The following is a 15,139-nucleotide window of genomic DNA, read 5'->3' on the forward strand; positions in this document are numbered from 1 at the left end:
TCTCCCGGCACACCGGCAGGGGCACGATCTTTCATCAGGACTCAACGTCCAGGAACCACGAGTGCTCACCTACCGGCTGGCCACCAACCCGGAGTCTGCCGGATGGCGACTCCCAGAACTGATTAGGTTCCAACTGTGTGGTCGCGCAGGTGACGGTGACCAACAACAGGACCACCTCCATACAGGGGGTGTATACGAGCTTCCACGCCCCCTTCAGGCTGGTGAACGTCCTCGGCCAGGAGATCCGCTCGGTCACGAAGCGCCTGAGCCTTGACGGAAGCATCCTCCCGGGTGGGGAAGGTCCCGGCAGCGTCACCTTCTGCGCGGCCGGCATTGCGAGGGGCAGCAAAGTGATCCTCCACCACGGTGGGAAGACGTGGGAGGCCGCGGTCCCCAAGCCCAAACCGAAGCCGAATCCGAAGCCGACTGTGGAGGCCCCGAGAGTTCCACCGCAATCGAACGGCGGTAGTGGTAACGGGGGCGGTGGCGCTTACCCGGGTTACACCGGACCACGGTGTTATGAGCCGGGCGGGAAGGTTTGGCATCCGTGCTGAAGGCCACGCCACTCGGTCTTCAACTCATCACGAGCAGCACCTGGGACTGTCCCGCCTCCTTGGCGTGCTGGGCGGACTTCGAGGGCTCAGAAAGGCTGCCGACCCAGAACGTGCAATTAGCAACGTCCGGTGCCGGGCGCCGTCAGCGAGGTGTGGGGGCTCAGGTCTCTTGCGTCCTTTGGGAAGCCTCTCGTCCGGCTAGGTAGCCGAATACCAGGCCCAGGGAGATCGTCCCTCCGGCGCCTCCGTAGAAACCCTTCAGCGGGGCGCCGCCGGCGTTGCCTGCGGCGAAGAGGCCCGGGATGACGTTGCCCTCGGTGGTGAGCGCCCGGCCGACCGCGTCCGTCTTGGGGCCACCGACGGTTCCCAGTGCGCTGGCGCGGACCTCGAGCGCGTAGTACGGCGGGGTGTCGATCGGTCCGAGCACGCTCGACTTCGGGCTTTTCAGCACCGGTCGGATGATCTTGGCCAGGGGGCCGACCACGATGGAGCGCATGCGCTCGGGGTCGTTCTTCTTGGCCACTCGTCCCGCGAGTTTGCTCACGACCGGGCCGATCGCCGCGGCGATGGTCGTGCGAGCCTTGGCGGTGGCGGCGGGGAACCGGGCGTCCGGCGAGAACCGGCCCAGCCTGGGGTAGAACGCGCCGAAGTAGCGGTCGAACAGCGTGTCGCCGCGGCCAAACTGCGGATCGCGGGCCCGTCGCGCCTCGGGATTGAACCGGTCGACGGTGCGGAGCAGCCCGCCTCGTCCACCCCGATCTTGGACGCCAGCTCCGAGAGACTGTCCGCACGCTGGAGATAGTCCGGCACCTCTCCGCCCGGCGGGACGCCGAAGATCCCGAACTTCGTCCAGTAGTTGTGGTCGAAGACCAGCCACGCGGTGGCGTTCGGCATTGTGCCCGTCTCCGGGTCGACCTCCCGCATGATCGCCCCGAACTGGTCGTAGGCCAGCGCTTCGTTCGCAAAGCGCTCGCCTGAGCGGTTCACCATGATGCTGTGCGGCAGGGCCCGCTCACCCAGGAAGACCCGGCTCAGCGGACGGCCTTCCAGCTCTTCACCGGGCAGTTGCACACCGGGCATCCACCAGGCGTCGTCCATGCCGGCCAGGTCGGCTCCCACCTCCTGGGCCAGCTGCACGGCGATGCCGTCATGGCCCTTGGGGGAGACCTGCACGCCGAAGGGCGCGTCGAGGAAGGTCTCGGTGAGCTTGCTCGAACTCTCGAACCCGCCGCTGGCCAGCAGTACGCCCCTGGTCGCGCGAACAGTGTGCTCAACGCCGTCCGTCCGGACGATGACTCCGCGCACCTCCCGCCTTTGGTGACCAGCCGGGTCGCGGGTGCCTTGACTCGCACGTCGACACCGTTGCGCAGGCCGGCCTCCAGCAGGGCTCCGATGAGGGCCGGTCCGGCGAGCCAGACGTCGTCGATGCCGATCCCGCCCAGCAGCCAGAACGGCAGCGGGTTCTTGGCCATGCCGGTCGTGAGGGCCGGCCGCACGTACTTCGCGGCGTCACCGAGCCCCTCGGGGGAGTAGGGGCCGGGGAAGAGCGCCCGGCCCACGGACGCGCCCTCGATGTCGGAGCGGTAGTCCGGCCAGATCGCCGGGATCCAGCCGAAAGAGGTGTGCTCCTCGATGAACCGGGCGACGTGGGGGCCGGTCTCCAGGAACTTCTCCACCAAGTCGTGGTCGAGGATCTGGTCGCGTCCCTGGCCGTAGATGTAGCGCCGGGCCTGGTCCAGGTCGTCGTCCACCTTCAGGTCCCCGGTCGAGAATCCGTGGTCGGGGATCCAGGCGGCCCCGGCCGAGATGCCGGTGGCACCCCCGACGATCTCCCGGGACTCGACCACGAGAACCCGCGCGCCTTCCTTCGCCGCGGTGAGCGCCGCCATCAGCCCCGCGCCACCTGACCCGACGATCACCACGTCCACCTCGTGGGGCAGGCCCTCCTCGGACGCGCGTCCGATGGAGCCACTGTGCCGTGCTGCACTGGTAACCATAATCTAACCCCGATTCCCTTGATACCTGAGGAGCTCTAAGGCGAGGGCGCCCACTCCTGGGTAGAAGGCAGCCGTCTGCCCCCTACCCGTTCGTGACGTATTCGTGCGAGCCATCAGCAACGGGTGGGGTCATGCGTCGCGCCGTCGTAGACGAGAGCGACGGACCGGAGGGACGCCGCGGGGCGAAAGGCGAGGTCGGGCTAGGTGCTGGTCGAGGTGGCGACGTCCGGGCGTGAAGTTCCTGGACGTGTTCAGCAGACCGAGCTTGCTGTCGTTCTGCTGACCCGCGCGGTCTCATCTTTCGTACGGCCGGCGCGCATCCATACCGAAACGATCGATCGTAGGCACTTCACACCCTGGGCCCGGCATATTAGGGCCATGGACATGCCATCGTGGCCTTCTGATGCCCCGAAACCAGATCGTCGTCGCGAAGTCAGCGATCGTGCGGCCGACACGCCAGTCGAGGAAACGCGGGAGAATAAGGCGCTGGAACGAGAGTTATCTCAAGTGGAATCAGCAGCCCGAGAGGCTTGTGAGGAGGTGGTGGACAAGTTCGCGGAGACAGTGCACAGGGCAAAGAAGGAGGACGCGGAGGAAATCAGGGAGTTGGAGACCGTCTTCCGCGAGAAGATGGCGGCTTGGGAAGCATACGAACCGTCGGCGGGGGACGCCTCCTCGGTGTTCGTGGAGCGAGCGAAGCGATCTGCACGGGAAGATGCTGACCAGCACAGGGTCAGGCGCCAGGAACGAGTCCAATCCCTGGCTGGTATTGCGCGCCGAGCGTGCGAGACACTCGATGATCAGCAGCTATCTGAACTTTACGGCTTTCATCAGCTAGGTCTTGCCGACAGGCGCGCCAGTGAAAATAAAGAACGCATTTTGCGCCACAAGAAGGAGATTAAGGGCATCTTCGATCGAGGTAGGACGAGCATCGACCTCTATATGGGAAGTGAGAATCGGCAGGCCGATGCGGATCCCTTCGCAGAGCTGGACGCTCGTTACCAGAGGCTGGCCGAGGAGGAACGTCTTTCCCGGCGTGCGGTCGACACGGCCACACCCGAGCGCAAGGACGCCGTCCTGGAGACTTTCGGGCGGAGAATACGGGAGATATTCGGTAACCGAGGCCTGGAGGCTCCCCCGGACGCGAGGCCGGAAGAGAAGACTACTCCCGGTCTGGTAGAGCGAGCAAAGCCTACGATCATGTTCCGTGCTTTGACGTGCGCCATGGACGCTTTCGAGCCCGGATTAGGACGATTGGCGCTGCGGATCAAGATGGTCTGGGAGGCCGGTGAGGCGCTGACCGGGAAGGGGCCGACCCGAATCACCATTCCGCTCGAGTATGTCGGCGTGACGGTCACAGACGCCAAAGGCAATCCCAGATTACGGTTCGACCTGGCATTCGGCGACATTCCGACGATAGGGCCGGAAGCCGCACCGACCACCAGTGGGCTCGATTCTGGGGCATCGACCGCTACGGGAGAGACACAACTTCCCCCTGGGTTGAAGCGGGCGTATTTCGTCCAGGAAGAAGGATCGGCTTCGTTCTCACTGCGGCGCCCCACCGAATTTGGCGTCCTGACAAAGGATGCACACCTCGACGTTGGCGTCGTACCCCTCTCGTTGGATACCGGCAGATGGCGAGTCGCCGCCGAACCTCGCTGGCGGCGGCCGGACGAGTTCGAAGGCGATCGGCCAAGCCGACGTCCCTCTCCTGAACCCTTGTTTCCAGAGGCACGCGCCGCAGCAGCGGATACAGCAGGCGAGGCGTGGCCGGGCACCCCCGAAGCCGTGCCAGAGTCACCCTCTGCGCGCTGGGGTGTCGACTCCGCAGACCCTGCCGATCCGCCGCCGCCGCGCGGGCCAGGGCCCGGCGGGTCCGCCGGCCAAGGGGAAAAGCCCGGCCCCGTCCACGGTGCCGGGTTGAGAGACTTCGCGGATCTGGACCCGGCAGAGTTTCTGCTCGTGATCGTTTACGTGGACATGAGAGGACTTCAAGGGTTCGACCTCGCCGTGCACGGGCTGATCCTGGCCCAGCGGGCGTTGCACCAACATGTGTTCTCTCCCCGTAGACCGGGAAGCGCGAAGACTTCGGCGCAGTGGCTCCGTCGTATCGGCGCCGTCATGCTGTGCGACCACCGGCTCGGACTGGCCGCTCACATTGACGTCGACCTGCGAACCCGCAAGCCGTCATGCAGGGATATCGGTGTACTGGTTCCCTATACCGTACAATCCCCGCCCTGACCCTCCGTGCAGAACGATCGGCCCGAGGCTCACTGCCCCCTTCGCCATCGTCTTGACGATCTCGAAAAGCGCCTTGACTCTCGGGTCTTCGGTCTGCACAGCGTTTCTGAGCCAGTCCTCGAGTTCCGTCTCGTCGATACCGGAGAACCAGTAGCGTGCCTTCAATGGGGTGCTGCTCACCACGCGGCTGCTCACCAACCGCAAACCCGCGGCACTGGCCAGGTGGAGCATTACATCTTCAACCGCGTAGCTGACATCGGTATCGTCGCACTTGATCTCTCCGCGAACTGCTCCCCAAGAATCTTTCTCGAGATCGTTTAGCCGGTGGTCATGCGATCGTTGTGCATTGCCGATCTTGTCGAGGCGCGACTTCTCCGCGGCTAACCCCGATCGCACCTCCTCGTGGTGCTGTCCCACACGGAGCGCGAGGCCCCTGAGTTCCTCGGTCACTCGCTCCAACCGGGCCAGGGTTTCGCGGTGGGACTCTGCAGCCTCGGTCTCGAGGTTTCCTCGCAGGGCCTCCAACTTGTCGGTCACCTCAGTGATTTGACGGGCCGTTTCCACCCTCGATCGTTCGGCCGCGTCATGCAACACGCCCATGGCACTGCGCAAGTCCGCAGCATGCTGGTCTCGCATCTCCGTACGCGTCGCGGCCACTTCACCGCGTACCGTACCGATCTCGTTGTTCAGACTGGCTTGGGCAGCTTCTGCCATCCTCCTGATCTGGTCTTGTAATTCGGCGAACTTCTGCGTGCTCTCCGCGCGCCTGCGCCTACCCCCGATCAGCTCCGTAACTCCAAGCGCGACCCCGGCAAGCATGATCACAATCGCTAGGAAGAGTTGCGTCATAGACGGAAGATACGCCATGACTTACAGCCCTTCATGGCGGATGCCCGCGGAACGCGATGTCAGCTCCCGCGTCACTGAGCCTTTTTCAGCGTGATGTGGTCTCGCGGAGTTGCAGGGTGTGGATGGCTTTGGCGAGGTGTCCGGCGCGGTGGGGGCAGCAGCGCAGCTTCCGCAGGATTCGCCATGACTTGAGCTGGGCGTTCGCGCGTTCGCCGGGTCCGCGGAGCTTGGCATGTGCGCGGTTGGCGTCCTTCTGGGGCTCGGGCTTGTCGCGTCCCTTGTAGGGCGTGAGGATGTGCGTGCCGGCGCCCTGGTAGGCCTTGTCGGCCAGCACGAGCAGACCGGTGGCGGCCAGTGCACGGATGACGCCCCAGATCCGGGCCGCCGCCAGGTCGTGGACCGAGCCGCGCAGTGGTCCCGACACCCACAGCAAGGTCCCGTCCGGTGCGGCGATGACCTGGAGGTTCATGCCGTGGCGGCGATGCTTTCCCGAGTAGTAGGGCCGGTCGGCGGCGACCCGGTCGATCGAGATCAAGGTGCCGTCCAGCACCAGGTAAGGCAGCCCGGCTTTGACCGCTCTGGCCAGCGCCGCGCCGAGTTTGGGCGCGCGGGCGGTGCGCAGGTCGACGGTCTCGTTGACGTAGCGCCACGCGGTGGTGGTGGAGATGCCGAATCCGGCACCCAGTTCGGCGTAGGTCTCGCCTTTGCGCAGGTAGACCAGGGTCATCAGGGCCTGCATGCCTGGGGGCAGGCACCGGCCTTTGCTCCCGATAGCCCGGCGGTGGCGGCAGACGACACCGGTGGCGTAGGCCAGGGTCCGGCGCGACAACGGCAGCGAAGCACGGTACAAAAGCATCTGAGGCCTCTGGTGGGGACGGGACGTTGTGAGAGACCAACCGTCCTACCAGGGGTTTCTTGACGTCCGGCGCCGTCCACGCCGTCCGCGATCATGCTGTGATCAGCGCACACCGAACTGCCGCTGAAAAAGGCTCACTGATGTCCAACACCGTGAAGACGGCCGACGTCCATCCATGACGGGCAAGTCCACCTGGCTTCAGCCCGGCGTTCGCACATGCTGCTGTGGGCGAGTGCGGCGGCCAAGGTGGGGTGGTACCTCAGGCGTGGGACCGGCTGCGCCGAGGGGAAGTCCGCATGGACCACCTTGGTCAGTATGGGTGACTGCACCGTCACGCGAACTGGAGCCGGGACAGGTCAGCGTTCCGGCTGCTGCTTGACCTGTTCGAGGAGGTTGGCGAACTCGGTGGCGGTCAGGGCGAGGTGTCCTGCGCCCGGGTCCTTGCTGTCTCGCATCCCGATCCCGGTCCCCAACGGAAGTCGCCCCAGTTCAACGCACTGTTGGTCGCTAATGCCGCCGCTGTAACTGCTCTTTCGCCAACGGACGTTCATGAGTACTGCTCCAGGTACTGCTCGATGAGAGCGCGCGAGGCTTCTTCGGGGAGGGCCTTCGCACCGATACGTTCGAACTTAGTCGAAAAGTCCCTCACCTCGATAGGGCTCTCGATCAAGCGTCCGCCGTTCTGGGCGCCGGCATAAGCCACATCCCGCGCTGGTAGGCATATGACCTGGAACGACCCGTCGAAGCCGTGGTGCGGGCCAGCCGCAGTCGGAACGATCCGCATGATGACGTTCGCTCGGCTCGCCATCTCGAGCAGGTGCTCAAGTTGGTGCTTCATAGTTTCGGGACCGCCGATGGGGATGGCCAGCACGCTCTCATCAACGAGCATCCAGAGCGTAGGCGCATCCGAGCGCTCCAAGATCAGACGTTGCCGCTCCAGGCGCGTGGCGATCTCCGTCTCGATTTCCTTGGTCGTCTCCGTTTCGAGGAGCGCGCGGATGTATCCCTCGGTCTGGAAAGGTCGAGGGATCGCCTTCCCGTGGTAGGTCTTGATCGCGGTGGACGTCTTCTCGTACTCCATGCATTGACGCGCCCAGTCCGGATCATGGGCCATTCGGGCGAACCAGAGGATCAGCTGAAAAAGCAGACCTGTCCCGTAGTGCTTGTCGAGTAGCCGCATTTGATCATCCTGAGGGCGTCGCCTGCCCGCCTCCATGTTGGAAACAGTCGAGCGAGCGGCGCCGATGATCTCGCCGCACTGGGCGAGCGACAGTCCTGCCTTCTCTCGCATGAAACGCATGAAGAAAGCTAGGAAGTGCCACATTGAGAGCCGAGGGTCCAGGGGTTCGCGAACGGGGGGCATCGCTTCTCCCAAGTTTCCAAGTTGTGTGGGTACAGCGAGAGGTTAGGCATCTCAGGTGACTCTTGTCACGGGAAGTTGAAATCTCTCAAGGCAAGGGCGGGGCGAGGATGGAGACTGCGACCGAAGAGTCAGCCATGTCCCTTTTGGGGACGCCAGCCGCGGTGGGGATCGCGCGGAATTTTGTGGATATGCGAATCCGCAAATGGGGTTATATGCACATTCTCGATAGTGTGCGGCTCGTCGTCTCGGAACTCGTGACGAACGCGGCCCGGCAGACGCCGCATGAGGAGATCCGGCTGCAGCTCAGTCGGGACGCGTACGGCGTCATCGTCGCCGTCTGGGACGCGGCCCATGAGCTTCCCCAGGCCAAGCCGATGGCCGAACTCACCCTCGAAAACCTCGACCTGTCCGAGGATGCGTTCGACGACAACGGCGGCTGGGGCCTGCACATCGTCCAGGCCCTGTCCACCAAGTGCGGGGTCATCCGCGACCCTGCCGGCGGCAAATGGGTCTGGTCCCGAATGCGTCCGTAGTGGCCTGAACCTGCCGTCACCGGTCACCTCTGGCGGGCCGGCCGCGAGCGCCTCGGCGCGGAAGTGGCCACCGATCAGGCCCGAGGACCGGGAAGTTGCCGGTTCCCGGCCCTCGGGATCATCGGGTGTCAGTCAGGGCGGTACAGCGACAGGCACACCATGTCGGGTTCGAAGCCGAGTGCCTGCCAGAAGCGGTGGTCGTCGGTGGCGTCGGCGCAGGACAGGTAGCGGATCGTGTGAACGTCCTGGTCCCGCAACCGCCTGATCGCGGCTTCGGCGAGTGAGCGGCTGATCCCCTTGGCGCGCTGCTCTGGGACGACGTACAGCGAGTCGATCTCGCCGGTCAGGCCGGGCAGGAGCCCGTCCTCATCGGTGATGCGGCCGTTGACGAAGCCGATGATCCGGTCGTTCTCCACGGCCACGAGGCAGAACGCGTCGCGGTGCCATGCGGACATCGCGAGCATGCGCGACAGGTTCCGGCGCCCCTGCTCGGTGAGCGGACCGCCGTCCTCGATCTCGCGGCACATGCGGTCCCACAGACCGCCGACCGCTTCGCCTTCACCGTCGTGGATCCGTCTGACCTCCATGGTCTTCCTTCCCTTCGGGGGACGAGTCGTCCTGAAACAGGGAAGGAAGGGCGGAGCCCTAGGCCACTGAGTGGTGCGGAGTCTCTAGCGTCAACCCGGCATGCCGCCACGATAACCCGCCGACGCCGTCCCGTGGCTCGACGGCGGCTTATGCGGGACGTCGGAGTTTGAAGGTGTGCTGCATTTCGCCTATGCCTTCTACCCAGGTGCGCAGGGTTTCGCCGGGTTGCAGGAAGCGTTGCGGGGTCATGCCCAGGCCCACGCCGTCCGGGGTGCCCGTGAAGATCACGTCGCCGGGGTTCAGGGTGATGACCTCGGAGAGCTTCGCGAGCGTGCGGGGGATGGAGAAGATCAACTTGGACGTGCGGCCGTCCTGCATCGTCTCTCCGTCGATCGCGCAGCCGAGGGCCAGGTCGTCGCGATCGGGGAGTTCGTCCGGGGTCACCAGCCAGGGGCCCATGGGTGCGAAGCCCGGGTAGGACTTCGCGAAGCCGAACTGTGGGGCCTCGCCGACGAACTGCAGGATTCGTTCCGAGAGGTCCTGGCCGATCGTCAGGCCCGCCACGTGGTCCCAGGCATCGTCGGCTGAGATCCGGTGGGTTGTGCGGCCGATGATCGCTACCACCTCGGCCTCCCAGTCGGTGTTGCCGCCTTTCGGGAGTTCGATCTCGCCGTACGGGCCGGTGATGGAGGACGCGAACTTGGTGAAGACCGGCGGCAGGTCTGTCGGCGGTGCGAAACCGGCCTCGGCCGCGTGGTCGGCGTAGTTCAGCCCGATCGCGACCACCTGGGACGGGGCCGGGGACGGTGACTCGAGCCGGCTCTTGTCGATGTCGACGTCCGGCACCGGGGTGGTGGTCGCCGCCCAGGCCGTGAAGGCGTCCCACTGGTCGTAGACGCTCTGCGGGTCGGGGCCGAAACGGCCGTTCGAGGCAGTTGCGATGTCCGTGCCCTTGCCGTCGGAGACGACCAGGACGGCGCGGCCCGCGTGGTTGGCCATGCGCATCAGATTCGGCCGTCGATCAGGCCCACGAGGAGCTTCTCGAACGTCTCGGGGTGCTCGATCTGCGTCCAGTGGCCGCACTGACCGATGACGTAGAGGTTCGCGTTGGGGAGATGGTCGGCGAAGTACCGGCTCGCGGCGACCGGGATGATCCGGTCGTCGCGGCCGTGGACGCAGAGCACCTCGTGGGGGATGGCTGCGAGCTCCTCGGGGGTGAAGAAGCGGCGGGGGCCGTCCGGGTCGAACGACGCCTTGTGGGACCGGCGGACGTCCTCCCGGTTCACGTACTCCATCCGCTCGGCCACCACGCGGTCCACGGTGCCGCGCATGGGTTCGAGGTCGTACACGAACTCGTTCAGCAGGCCCCTGAGGTTCTCCGCGCTGGGGCTCGCGTAGAACTCGCGCAGGTGCTTGAGGCCGGGGCTGACCGGCATGTCCGGTGCGCCCCCGCTGCCCATCAGCAGCACCTTCCCGACGAGGTCCGGGCGGGCCAGCGTCATCAGCAAGGCGAGCTGGCCGCCCATCGAGTTGCCGATCAGGTGGGCCTTCTCGACGCCGAGGGCGTCCAGCAGTGCCAGGAGCGCCTCGGCGCGCAAGTCGTTGAACGGGCCCATCCCGCGCGGCGGGTCCAAAGGGTGCGTGGAGTCGCCGAAGCCGATCTGGTCCGGCGCGAGGCACCAGTAGCGGTGCCCCAGGTCGGTGATGATCCGCTCCCAGTTCGACAGGCCGGTGGCGCCGGGGCCGGAGCCGTGCAGGAACAGCACGGCCTCCGGCCCGCGCTCGCCGGTCTCGTGCAGCCGGAACGTCAGCTCCCCGCCGCGCGCCTTGACGGAGACATCGGTCGAGGTGATCACAGGTGCACCTCCGCGAGCTTCTCGGCGCCGAGGTGGCGACCGCCCCACGCCTTGGCCAGTGGGTCGTCGAAGAGGAAGGCGTGGCTGCCGGCTGCGACGGCGTCCTGGAACTTCGCCTGGAGCGGGTGGTCGATGAAGGCCGAGCGGCCGGACGAGACCCGCATCAGCGCCTGGACGGCGTCGAGTGCCGCGTTCGCCGACCGTGCGATGTCCCAGCGCCAGAACGCGCGCTGCTCCAGGGACGGGATCTCGCCGCGCTCGGCGTGCTCCATCAGCTCGTCCGCCGCCCGCTTCACCTTGAGGACGGCGGCGTCGAGCTGCCAGGCGGCCTCGGCGAGGTGGTTCTGCACGCCGGGCTCCTCGCGGAGCAGCTGACCGTAGTTGGTGCGGCGGCCGCGGGTCTCGCTCACCCACTGGTCGTAGAAGCCGAGGCAGGCGCCGAGCGCGCCCGCCGCGATGATCAGGTTGAAGGTGACCGCCCACGGCGCCCGGTACAGCGGCCCGTCGTTCAGCTCCTGGCCGGGCAGCGGCGTGCCGAGGCCGTGCGTGTAGTAGACGTGCGACTGGCCGCGGTGCCCGGGGACGAAGACGTCGTCCACGACGATGTCGTTGGAGCCGGTGCCGCGCAGGCCCGCGACGTTCCAGGTCTCCTCGATCCGGTAGTCGCCGGCGTCCAGGATCACCGACGTGAAGTCGGGGTACTCGGTCCCGTTCAGCTCGCGTCGACCGGCGATGCCGCCGAGGATGACGCCGTCGCAGATGCCGCTGCCGGACGAGAACGACCACCGGCCGGAGACGCGGTAGCCGCCGTCCACCTTCTCGATCTTGCCGGTCGGGGTGTAGGACGAGGCGATCCTGCGCGCCGGGTACTCGCCCCAGATCTCCTTCTGCGTCTCCTCCGGGAAGAGGGCGATCTGCCAGGGGTGGACGCCGACCACGGAGGCCACCCAGCCCGCCGACGCGGAGGCGCGCCCGATCTCGATCACCGTCTCGGCGTACTCGGCGAGGTGGACCTCGCCGCCGCCCCACCGGGCCGGCTGGAGGGCGCGCAGCACGCCCGTCGACTCCAGTGCCGCGACGGCCTCGCCGGTCAGCCGCCCCAGCTTCGCGCCTTCCGCGTCGGCCGCGGCCAGGGCCGGTGCCACAGCCCGCGCCCGTTCGATCATGCTCATCTGTCCTCGTCCCCGTTCCCCACGAATGTCCGCACGATCGCCTGGAAGCGCGCGGCCTGCTCGATCTGCGTCCAGTGGCCGCACTTGTCGATCACGTATAGGTCCGCCCGCGGCAGGTGCTCGGCCAGGTAGTAGCCGCACTCCAGCGGGACGATGACGTCCTGGCGGCCGTGCACCACCAGCGCCGGCATGTCGATCTTCGCGAGGTCGTCCGGCTCGAAGACGAGCATCTCGGGGCCGAACATCGCCCGGTGCCCCGCCTCGATGTGCGGCCGCCGCACCATCGGCATCCGCTCGGCCGCGACGGCCTCGACCGTGTCGCCGAAGGCGCTCTTGTCGTGGACGAACTGGATCAGCAGGTCGGCCATCGCCTCCACGGTCGGGTCGTCGAAGTAGGTGATCAGCTTGATCAGCTCCGGGGTCGGCTGCAGGCCGGGCATGCCGCCCGAGCCCATCAGCACGATCCGGTCGACGAGCTCCGGCCGGAGCTGGGCCATCCGCAGCGAGTACATGCCGCCCATCGAGTTGCCGACCAGGACGACCTTTTCCAGGCCCAGCTTGTCCACGAGGTCGAACAACGCCTCGATGCGCACTTCCGCCTGCGCCGCGAAGCCCTGCGGCTGCGGGTCCGGATGGCTGGAATCGCCGAAGCCGAGGATGTCGGGGGCGATGCAGTGGTAGGTGTCGCCGAGGCCCTCGATGACCTTCCGCCAGTTGGACGCGGCGGTCACGCCCGGCCCGGAGCCGTGCAGGAACAGCAGCGCCGGCCGGCCCGGGGTGCCGCTCTGGTTGACGCGCAGATGCCGGCCGCCGCCGATCTCGACGTCCGCGACGCGGATCCCGGCGCTCATCCGCCCGTCCCCTCTGCCGCGACCGTGCGGAAGATCCCGGGAGGCCCGTCCAGATACGCCTGGGAGCGGTGGTGCCCCCAGATCGACGGCAGGTCGTGGTTGCCCGCGACCCAGGTCAGGTCGTCCACGGTGATGCCGCCGTGCCCGTACTCGATCTGCATCGAGGACGGCGTCTGCACGTAGATCGACGTCATCAGGTCGTTGGTGTGCCGGCCGAGCGACAGCAGGATCTCCCGGTCCGGGTCGGCGGTGAACAGGTCGATCGCGGTGCCGAGGTCGTCGAACGACTCGACCTCCAGCATCAGGTGGTTGATGCCGGTCATGCCGGGGATCTCCGCGACGGCCAGCGAGTGGTGGCGGCCGTTGCAGTGGTAGAACCGCAGGTTGAAGATGTCGCTCTTCACCCGGTCGGACAGCCGGAAGCCCAGCGTGTCGGCGTAGAACGCGTTGGCCCGTTCGAGGTCGGGGACGATGAGCACGATGTGGCCGAGGCCGAGGTCGCCGGTGACGAACCGGCCCCGCATGGGACGGCCGGGGAAGAACGAGTTCGGCTGGGAGAACTGCCCCCAGACCAGCTCGTGGCGGTTGCCGAACGGGTCGGCGAACCAGTGCAGCTCGGCGACCTGCCGTTCCTTCAGCTCGTCGGTGCCGCCCTCGTGCAGCTCGACGCCCTTGCCGCGCAGCTCGGCGACGTAGGACCGCAGCGCGGTCTCGTTGCCGCAGTCCCAGCCGACGTACCGCAGTTCGTCCTGCTCGGCCGGATGGACGGCGACGCGGTAGCCCTTGTCGTCCACCTTGACCCGGACCGCGCCGTCCGGGCCGTCCTCCGCGATGACGGCGCCGAGCAGCCGGGTGGCGTAGTCGCGCCACTCCGCGTACTTCGGCGACGCGATCCCCAGGTAGGCGAGTTGCGTGATCAAAGCATGACCTCCGGAGCGGACGAGTCGAGCAGCGCGGCGCCGTAGTACTGGCCGACGCCTTCGGAGACCAGGAACGCGTGGCCCAGTTCGGCGATCACGTCCTGGTAGATGCGGTGCAGCGGGTGGTCGACGAAGACGGTGCGGCCCGAGGCGACCCGCATCAGCTTGTTGATCGCGAAGCCGGTCTCCTGGCAGCCCTTGGTGATGTTCCACCGCATCCGGGCCCGCTCCCGCTTGTCGAGGAACACGCCGCTCTCGGCGGCCTCGGTGATCGTGTCGATCGCGTCGTACATCTTCAGGACGGCCGCCTCGTGCACCCATTCGGCCTCGGCGAGGTGCATCTGCATCAGCGGGTCGTCGGCGTAGGAGCCGCCCCAGTTCGCCTTGCGGACGCGGGTGTCGGCCGTCCAGTCGTCCAGGACGCGGCGGGCCAGCCCGAGCATCGGCGCGACGAGGACGAGGTTGAACATGACCGCCCACGGCACCTTGTAGAGCGCGGACGGGTTGGTCTCCATGCCGGGTGCGGGACGGTCGGGGTTGTACTCGTACAGCGGGCTCGACAGGAAGCGGCGCTCGGGGATGAAGGCGCCGGCGACGACGATGTCCTTGCTGCCCGTGCCGCGGGAGCCGCGGACGTGCCAGGTGTCCTCGATGGCGTACTGGTCGCGGTCCAGCAGCGCGGACCCGTAGTTCGGCACCTCGACGCCGGGCGCCGCCTCGACCTTCCCGGCGAAGCCGCCGAGGATCACGCCCTGGGCGTGGTCGCAGCCGGAGGAGAACGACCAGCGGCCGGAGACGCGGTAGCCGCCGTCGACGGGCTCGATCTTCCCGGTCGGGGCGTACGAGGAGGAGGCGTTCCAGTCCGGGTCGGACTCCCAGACCTCGGCCTGCGTCTCCTCGGGGAACAGGGCGATCTGCCACGGGTGCGACCCCATGACCCCGGCCACCCAGCCCGCCGAGGGCGCGATCCGGCCGAGCTCGTAGACGGCGGTGAGGTGCTCGCGCAGCGACAGCTCGGCGCCGCCCCAGCGCTTCGGCTGGAGCCCGCGCATGAGGCCGGTCTCCCGCATGTACGTGAAGGCCAGGCCGGTCAGCGTGCGCTGCTCGGCCGACAGGTCCTCCTCGGCGCGAAACTCCGGCTCCAGCCGGCGGATCTCGTCCAGGACGGTCATCGGCGTCAGTTCCTTCGGTAGTGGAGATCGGCAGGGAGGCGTGACCGACATCTCTGGAACAGTCACTACACGGAACCGTAGAACGGGCACTCCAGAAAAGGCAAGAGGGGTGCCGAAATTTCGTGACGGCGACCACAGCGGCCGATCATCTTCCCCAGATCGCACCCCTCCTCAGGTTGTCGGGGTT

The 15,139-nt window shown here is 67.0% G+C and carries 15 protein-coding genes and 1 pseudogene; 2 read left to right on the forward strand and 14 right to left on the reverse strand.

Annotated elements, in window-relative coordinates; all coding sequences use genetic code 11:
* Positions 1–714: 714 nt before the first annotated feature.
* From E1289_RS40320 to E1289_RS39600, 3 genes and pseudogenes are all read right to left on the reverse strand, one after another.
* Entirely contained in the window at positions 715–1,077 is a 363-nt protein-coding gene (locus tag E1289_RS40320; protein WP_347813579.1) for an FAD-binding protein, read from the reverse strand.
* A 17-nt stretch (positions 1,078–1,094) separates the two neighbouring features.
* Positions 1,095–1,859 (reverse strand): FAD-binding protein, encoded by a 765-nt coding sequence (locus E1289_RS40325; RefSeq protein WP_347813580.1) that lies wholly within the window; start codon positions 1,857–1,859, stop codon positions 1,095–1,097.
* Positions 1,859–2,551: pseudogene (locus tag E1289_RS39600) on the reverse strand (FAD-dependent oxidoreductase); the annotation flags it as partial. The gene E1289_RS40325 and the pseudogene E1289_RS39600, both read right to left, overlap by 1 nt.
* Before the next feature lie 378 nt (positions 2,552–2,929).
* Here E1289_RS39600 and E1289_RS15720 point away from each other — a divergent pair.
* Positions 2,930–4,792 carry a hypothetical protein gene (locus E1289_RS15720; protein ID WP_165970487.1) on the forward strand — a complete coding sequence of 621 codons (1,863 nt, stop codon included), beginning with the start codon at positions 2,930–2,932 and terminating at the stop codon, positions 4,790–4,792.
* Here the strand turns inward: E1289_RS15720 and E1289_RS15725 are convergent.
* From E1289_RS15725 to E1289_RS15740, 4 genes are all read right to left on the reverse strand, one after another.
* A complete protein-coding gene (locus E1289_RS15725) occupies positions 4,739–5,641 on the reverse strand; it encodes a hypothetical protein (RefSeq protein WP_131980715.1) in 903 nt (300 codons plus the stop codon). The two genes, E1289_RS15720 and E1289_RS15725, sit on opposite strands and share 54 nt — an antisense overlap.
* An 85-nt stretch (positions 5,642–5,726) precedes the next feature.
* Entirely contained in the window at positions 5,727–6,497 is a 771-nt protein-coding gene (locus E1289_RS15730; protein ID WP_131980717.1) for a transposase family protein, read from the reverse strand.
* Positions 6,498–6,853: 356 nt separating this feature from the next.
* A complete protein-coding gene (locus E1289_RS15735) occupies positions 6,854–7,048 on the reverse strand; it encodes a DUF397 domain-containing protein (protein WP_131980719.1) in 195 nt (64 codons plus the stop codon).
* Positions 7,045–7,860 carry a helix-turn-helix transcriptional regulator gene (locus E1289_RS15740; protein ID WP_347813581.1) on the reverse strand — a complete coding sequence of 272 codons (816 nt, stop codon included), beginning with the start codon at positions 7,858–7,860 and terminating at the stop codon, positions 7,045–7,047. The genes E1289_RS15735 and E1289_RS15740 overlap by 4 nt, the downstream gene beginning before the upstream one ends.
* 107 nt (positions 7,861–7,967) lie before the next feature.
* On the opposite strand from E1289_RS15740, the gene E1289_RS15745 reads away from it, so the two are divergent.
* Positions 7,968–8,393 (forward strand): ATP-binding protein, encoded by a 426-nt coding sequence (locus E1289_RS15745; protein WP_131980723.1) that lies wholly within the window; start codon positions 7,968–7,970, stop codon positions 8,391–8,393.
* A 128-nt stretch (positions 8,394–8,521) separates the two neighbouring features.
* Here the strand turns inward: E1289_RS15745 and E1289_RS15750 are convergent, their stop codons facing one another.
* The 7 genes from E1289_RS15750 to E1289_RS15780 form a co-directional block, all read right to left on the reverse strand.
* Positions 8,522–8,980 (reverse strand): GNAT family N-acetyltransferase, encoded by a 459-nt coding sequence (locus E1289_RS15750; RefSeq protein WP_131980725.1) that lies wholly within the window; start codon positions 8,978–8,980, stop codon positions 8,522–8,524.
* 148 nt (positions 8,981–9,128) lie between these two features.
* On the reverse strand, positions 9,129–9,980 hold the full coding sequence (locus E1289_RS15755) for a fumarylacetoacetate hydrolase family protein (RefSeq protein ID WP_243712849.1): 852 nt from the start codon (positions 9,978–9,980) through the stop codon (positions 9,129–9,131).
* A 5-nt stretch (positions 9,981–9,985) separates the two neighbouring features.
* The gene (locus E1289_RS15760) at positions 9,986–10,837 is read right to left on the reverse strand and encodes an alpha/beta hydrolase (RefSeq protein ID WP_165970489.1); all 852 of its coding nucleotides are present in this window, start codon (positions 10,835–10,837) and stop codon (positions 9,986–9,988) included.
* Entirely contained in the window at positions 10,834–12,009 is a 1,176-nt protein-coding gene (locus E1289_RS15765; RefSeq protein ID WP_131980729.1) for an acyl-CoA dehydrogenase family protein, read from the reverse strand. The genes E1289_RS15760 and E1289_RS15765 overlap by 4 nt, the downstream gene beginning before the upstream one ends.
* Complete coding sequence (locus E1289_RS15770) at positions 12,006–12,860, reverse strand: alpha/beta hydrolase (RefSeq protein WP_131980731.1); 855 nt, start codon at positions 12,858–12,860, stop codon at positions 12,006–12,008. The genes E1289_RS15765 and E1289_RS15770 overlap by 4 nt, the downstream gene beginning before the upstream one ends.
* Positions 12,857–13,780: a VOC family protein gene (locus tag E1289_RS15775; protein ID WP_131980733.1), complete on the reverse strand. Its 924-nt coding sequence runs from the start codon at positions 13,778–13,780 to the stop codon at positions 12,857–12,859. Before E1289_RS15775 ends, E1289_RS15770 begins: the two co-directional genes overlap by 4 nt.
* Positions 13,777–14,952, reverse strand: coding sequence for an acyl-CoA dehydrogenase family protein (locus E1289_RS15780; RefSeq protein WP_131980735.1), 1,176 nt, complete (start codon positions 14,950–14,952; stop codon positions 13,777–13,779). Before E1289_RS15780 ends, E1289_RS15775 begins: the two co-directional genes overlap by 4 nt.
* Positions 14,953–15,139: the final 187 nt, after the last annotated feature.

Origin of the sequence: Actinomadura sp. 6K520, assembly GCF_004349245.1 — a bacterium.
Taxonomy (GTDB): Bacteria; Actinomycetota; Actinomycetes; order Streptosporangiales; family Streptosporangiaceae; genus Spirillospora.

Excerpts from the sequence above, each read along its gene's own strand:
- E1289_RS15720 (WP_165970487.1), top strand. The coding sequence starts at position 2,930 with ATGGACATGCCATCGTGGCCTTCTGATGCCCCGAAACCAGATCGTCGT.
- E1289_RS15725 (WP_131980715.1), bottom strand. The coding sequence starts at position 5,641 with ATGACGCAACTCTTCCTAGCGATTGTGATCATGCTTGCCGGGGTCGCG.
- E1289_RS15730 (WP_131980717.1), bottom strand. The coding sequence starts at position 6,497 with ATGCTTTTGTACCGTGCTTCGCTGCCGTTGTCGCGCCGGACCCTGGCC.
- E1289_RS15735 (WP_131980719.1), bottom strand. The coding sequence starts at position 7,048 with ATGAACGTCCGTTGGCGAAAGAGCAGTTACAGCGGCGGCATTAGCGAC.
- E1289_RS15740 (WP_347813581.1), bottom strand. The coding sequence starts at position 7,860 with ATGCCCCCCGTTCGCGAACCCCTGGACCCTCGGCTCTCAATGTGGCAC.
- E1289_RS15745 (WP_131980723.1), top strand. The coding sequence starts at position 7,968 with ATGGAGACTGCGACCGAAGAGTCAGCCATGTCCCTTTTGGGGACGCCA.
- E1289_RS15750 (WP_131980725.1), bottom strand. The coding sequence starts at position 8,980 with ATGGAGGTCAGACGGATCCACGACGGTGAAGGCGAAGCGGTCGGCGGT.
- E1289_RS15755 (WP_243712849.1), bottom strand. The coding sequence starts at position 9,980 with ATGGCCAACCACGCGGGCCGCGCCGTCCTGGTCGTCTCCGACGGCAAG.
- E1289_RS15765 (WP_131980729.1), bottom strand. The coding sequence starts at position 12,009 with ATGAGCATGATCGAACGGGCGCGGGCTGTGGCACCGGCCCTGGCCGCG.
- E1289_RS15770 (WP_131980731.1), bottom strand. The coding sequence starts at position 12,860 with ATGAGCGCCGGGATCCGCGTCGCGGACGTCGAGATCGGCGGCGGCCGG.
- E1289_RS15780 (WP_131980735.1), bottom strand. The coding sequence starts at position 14,952 with ATGACCGTCCTGGACGAGATCCGCCGGCTGGAGCCGGAGTTTCGCGCC.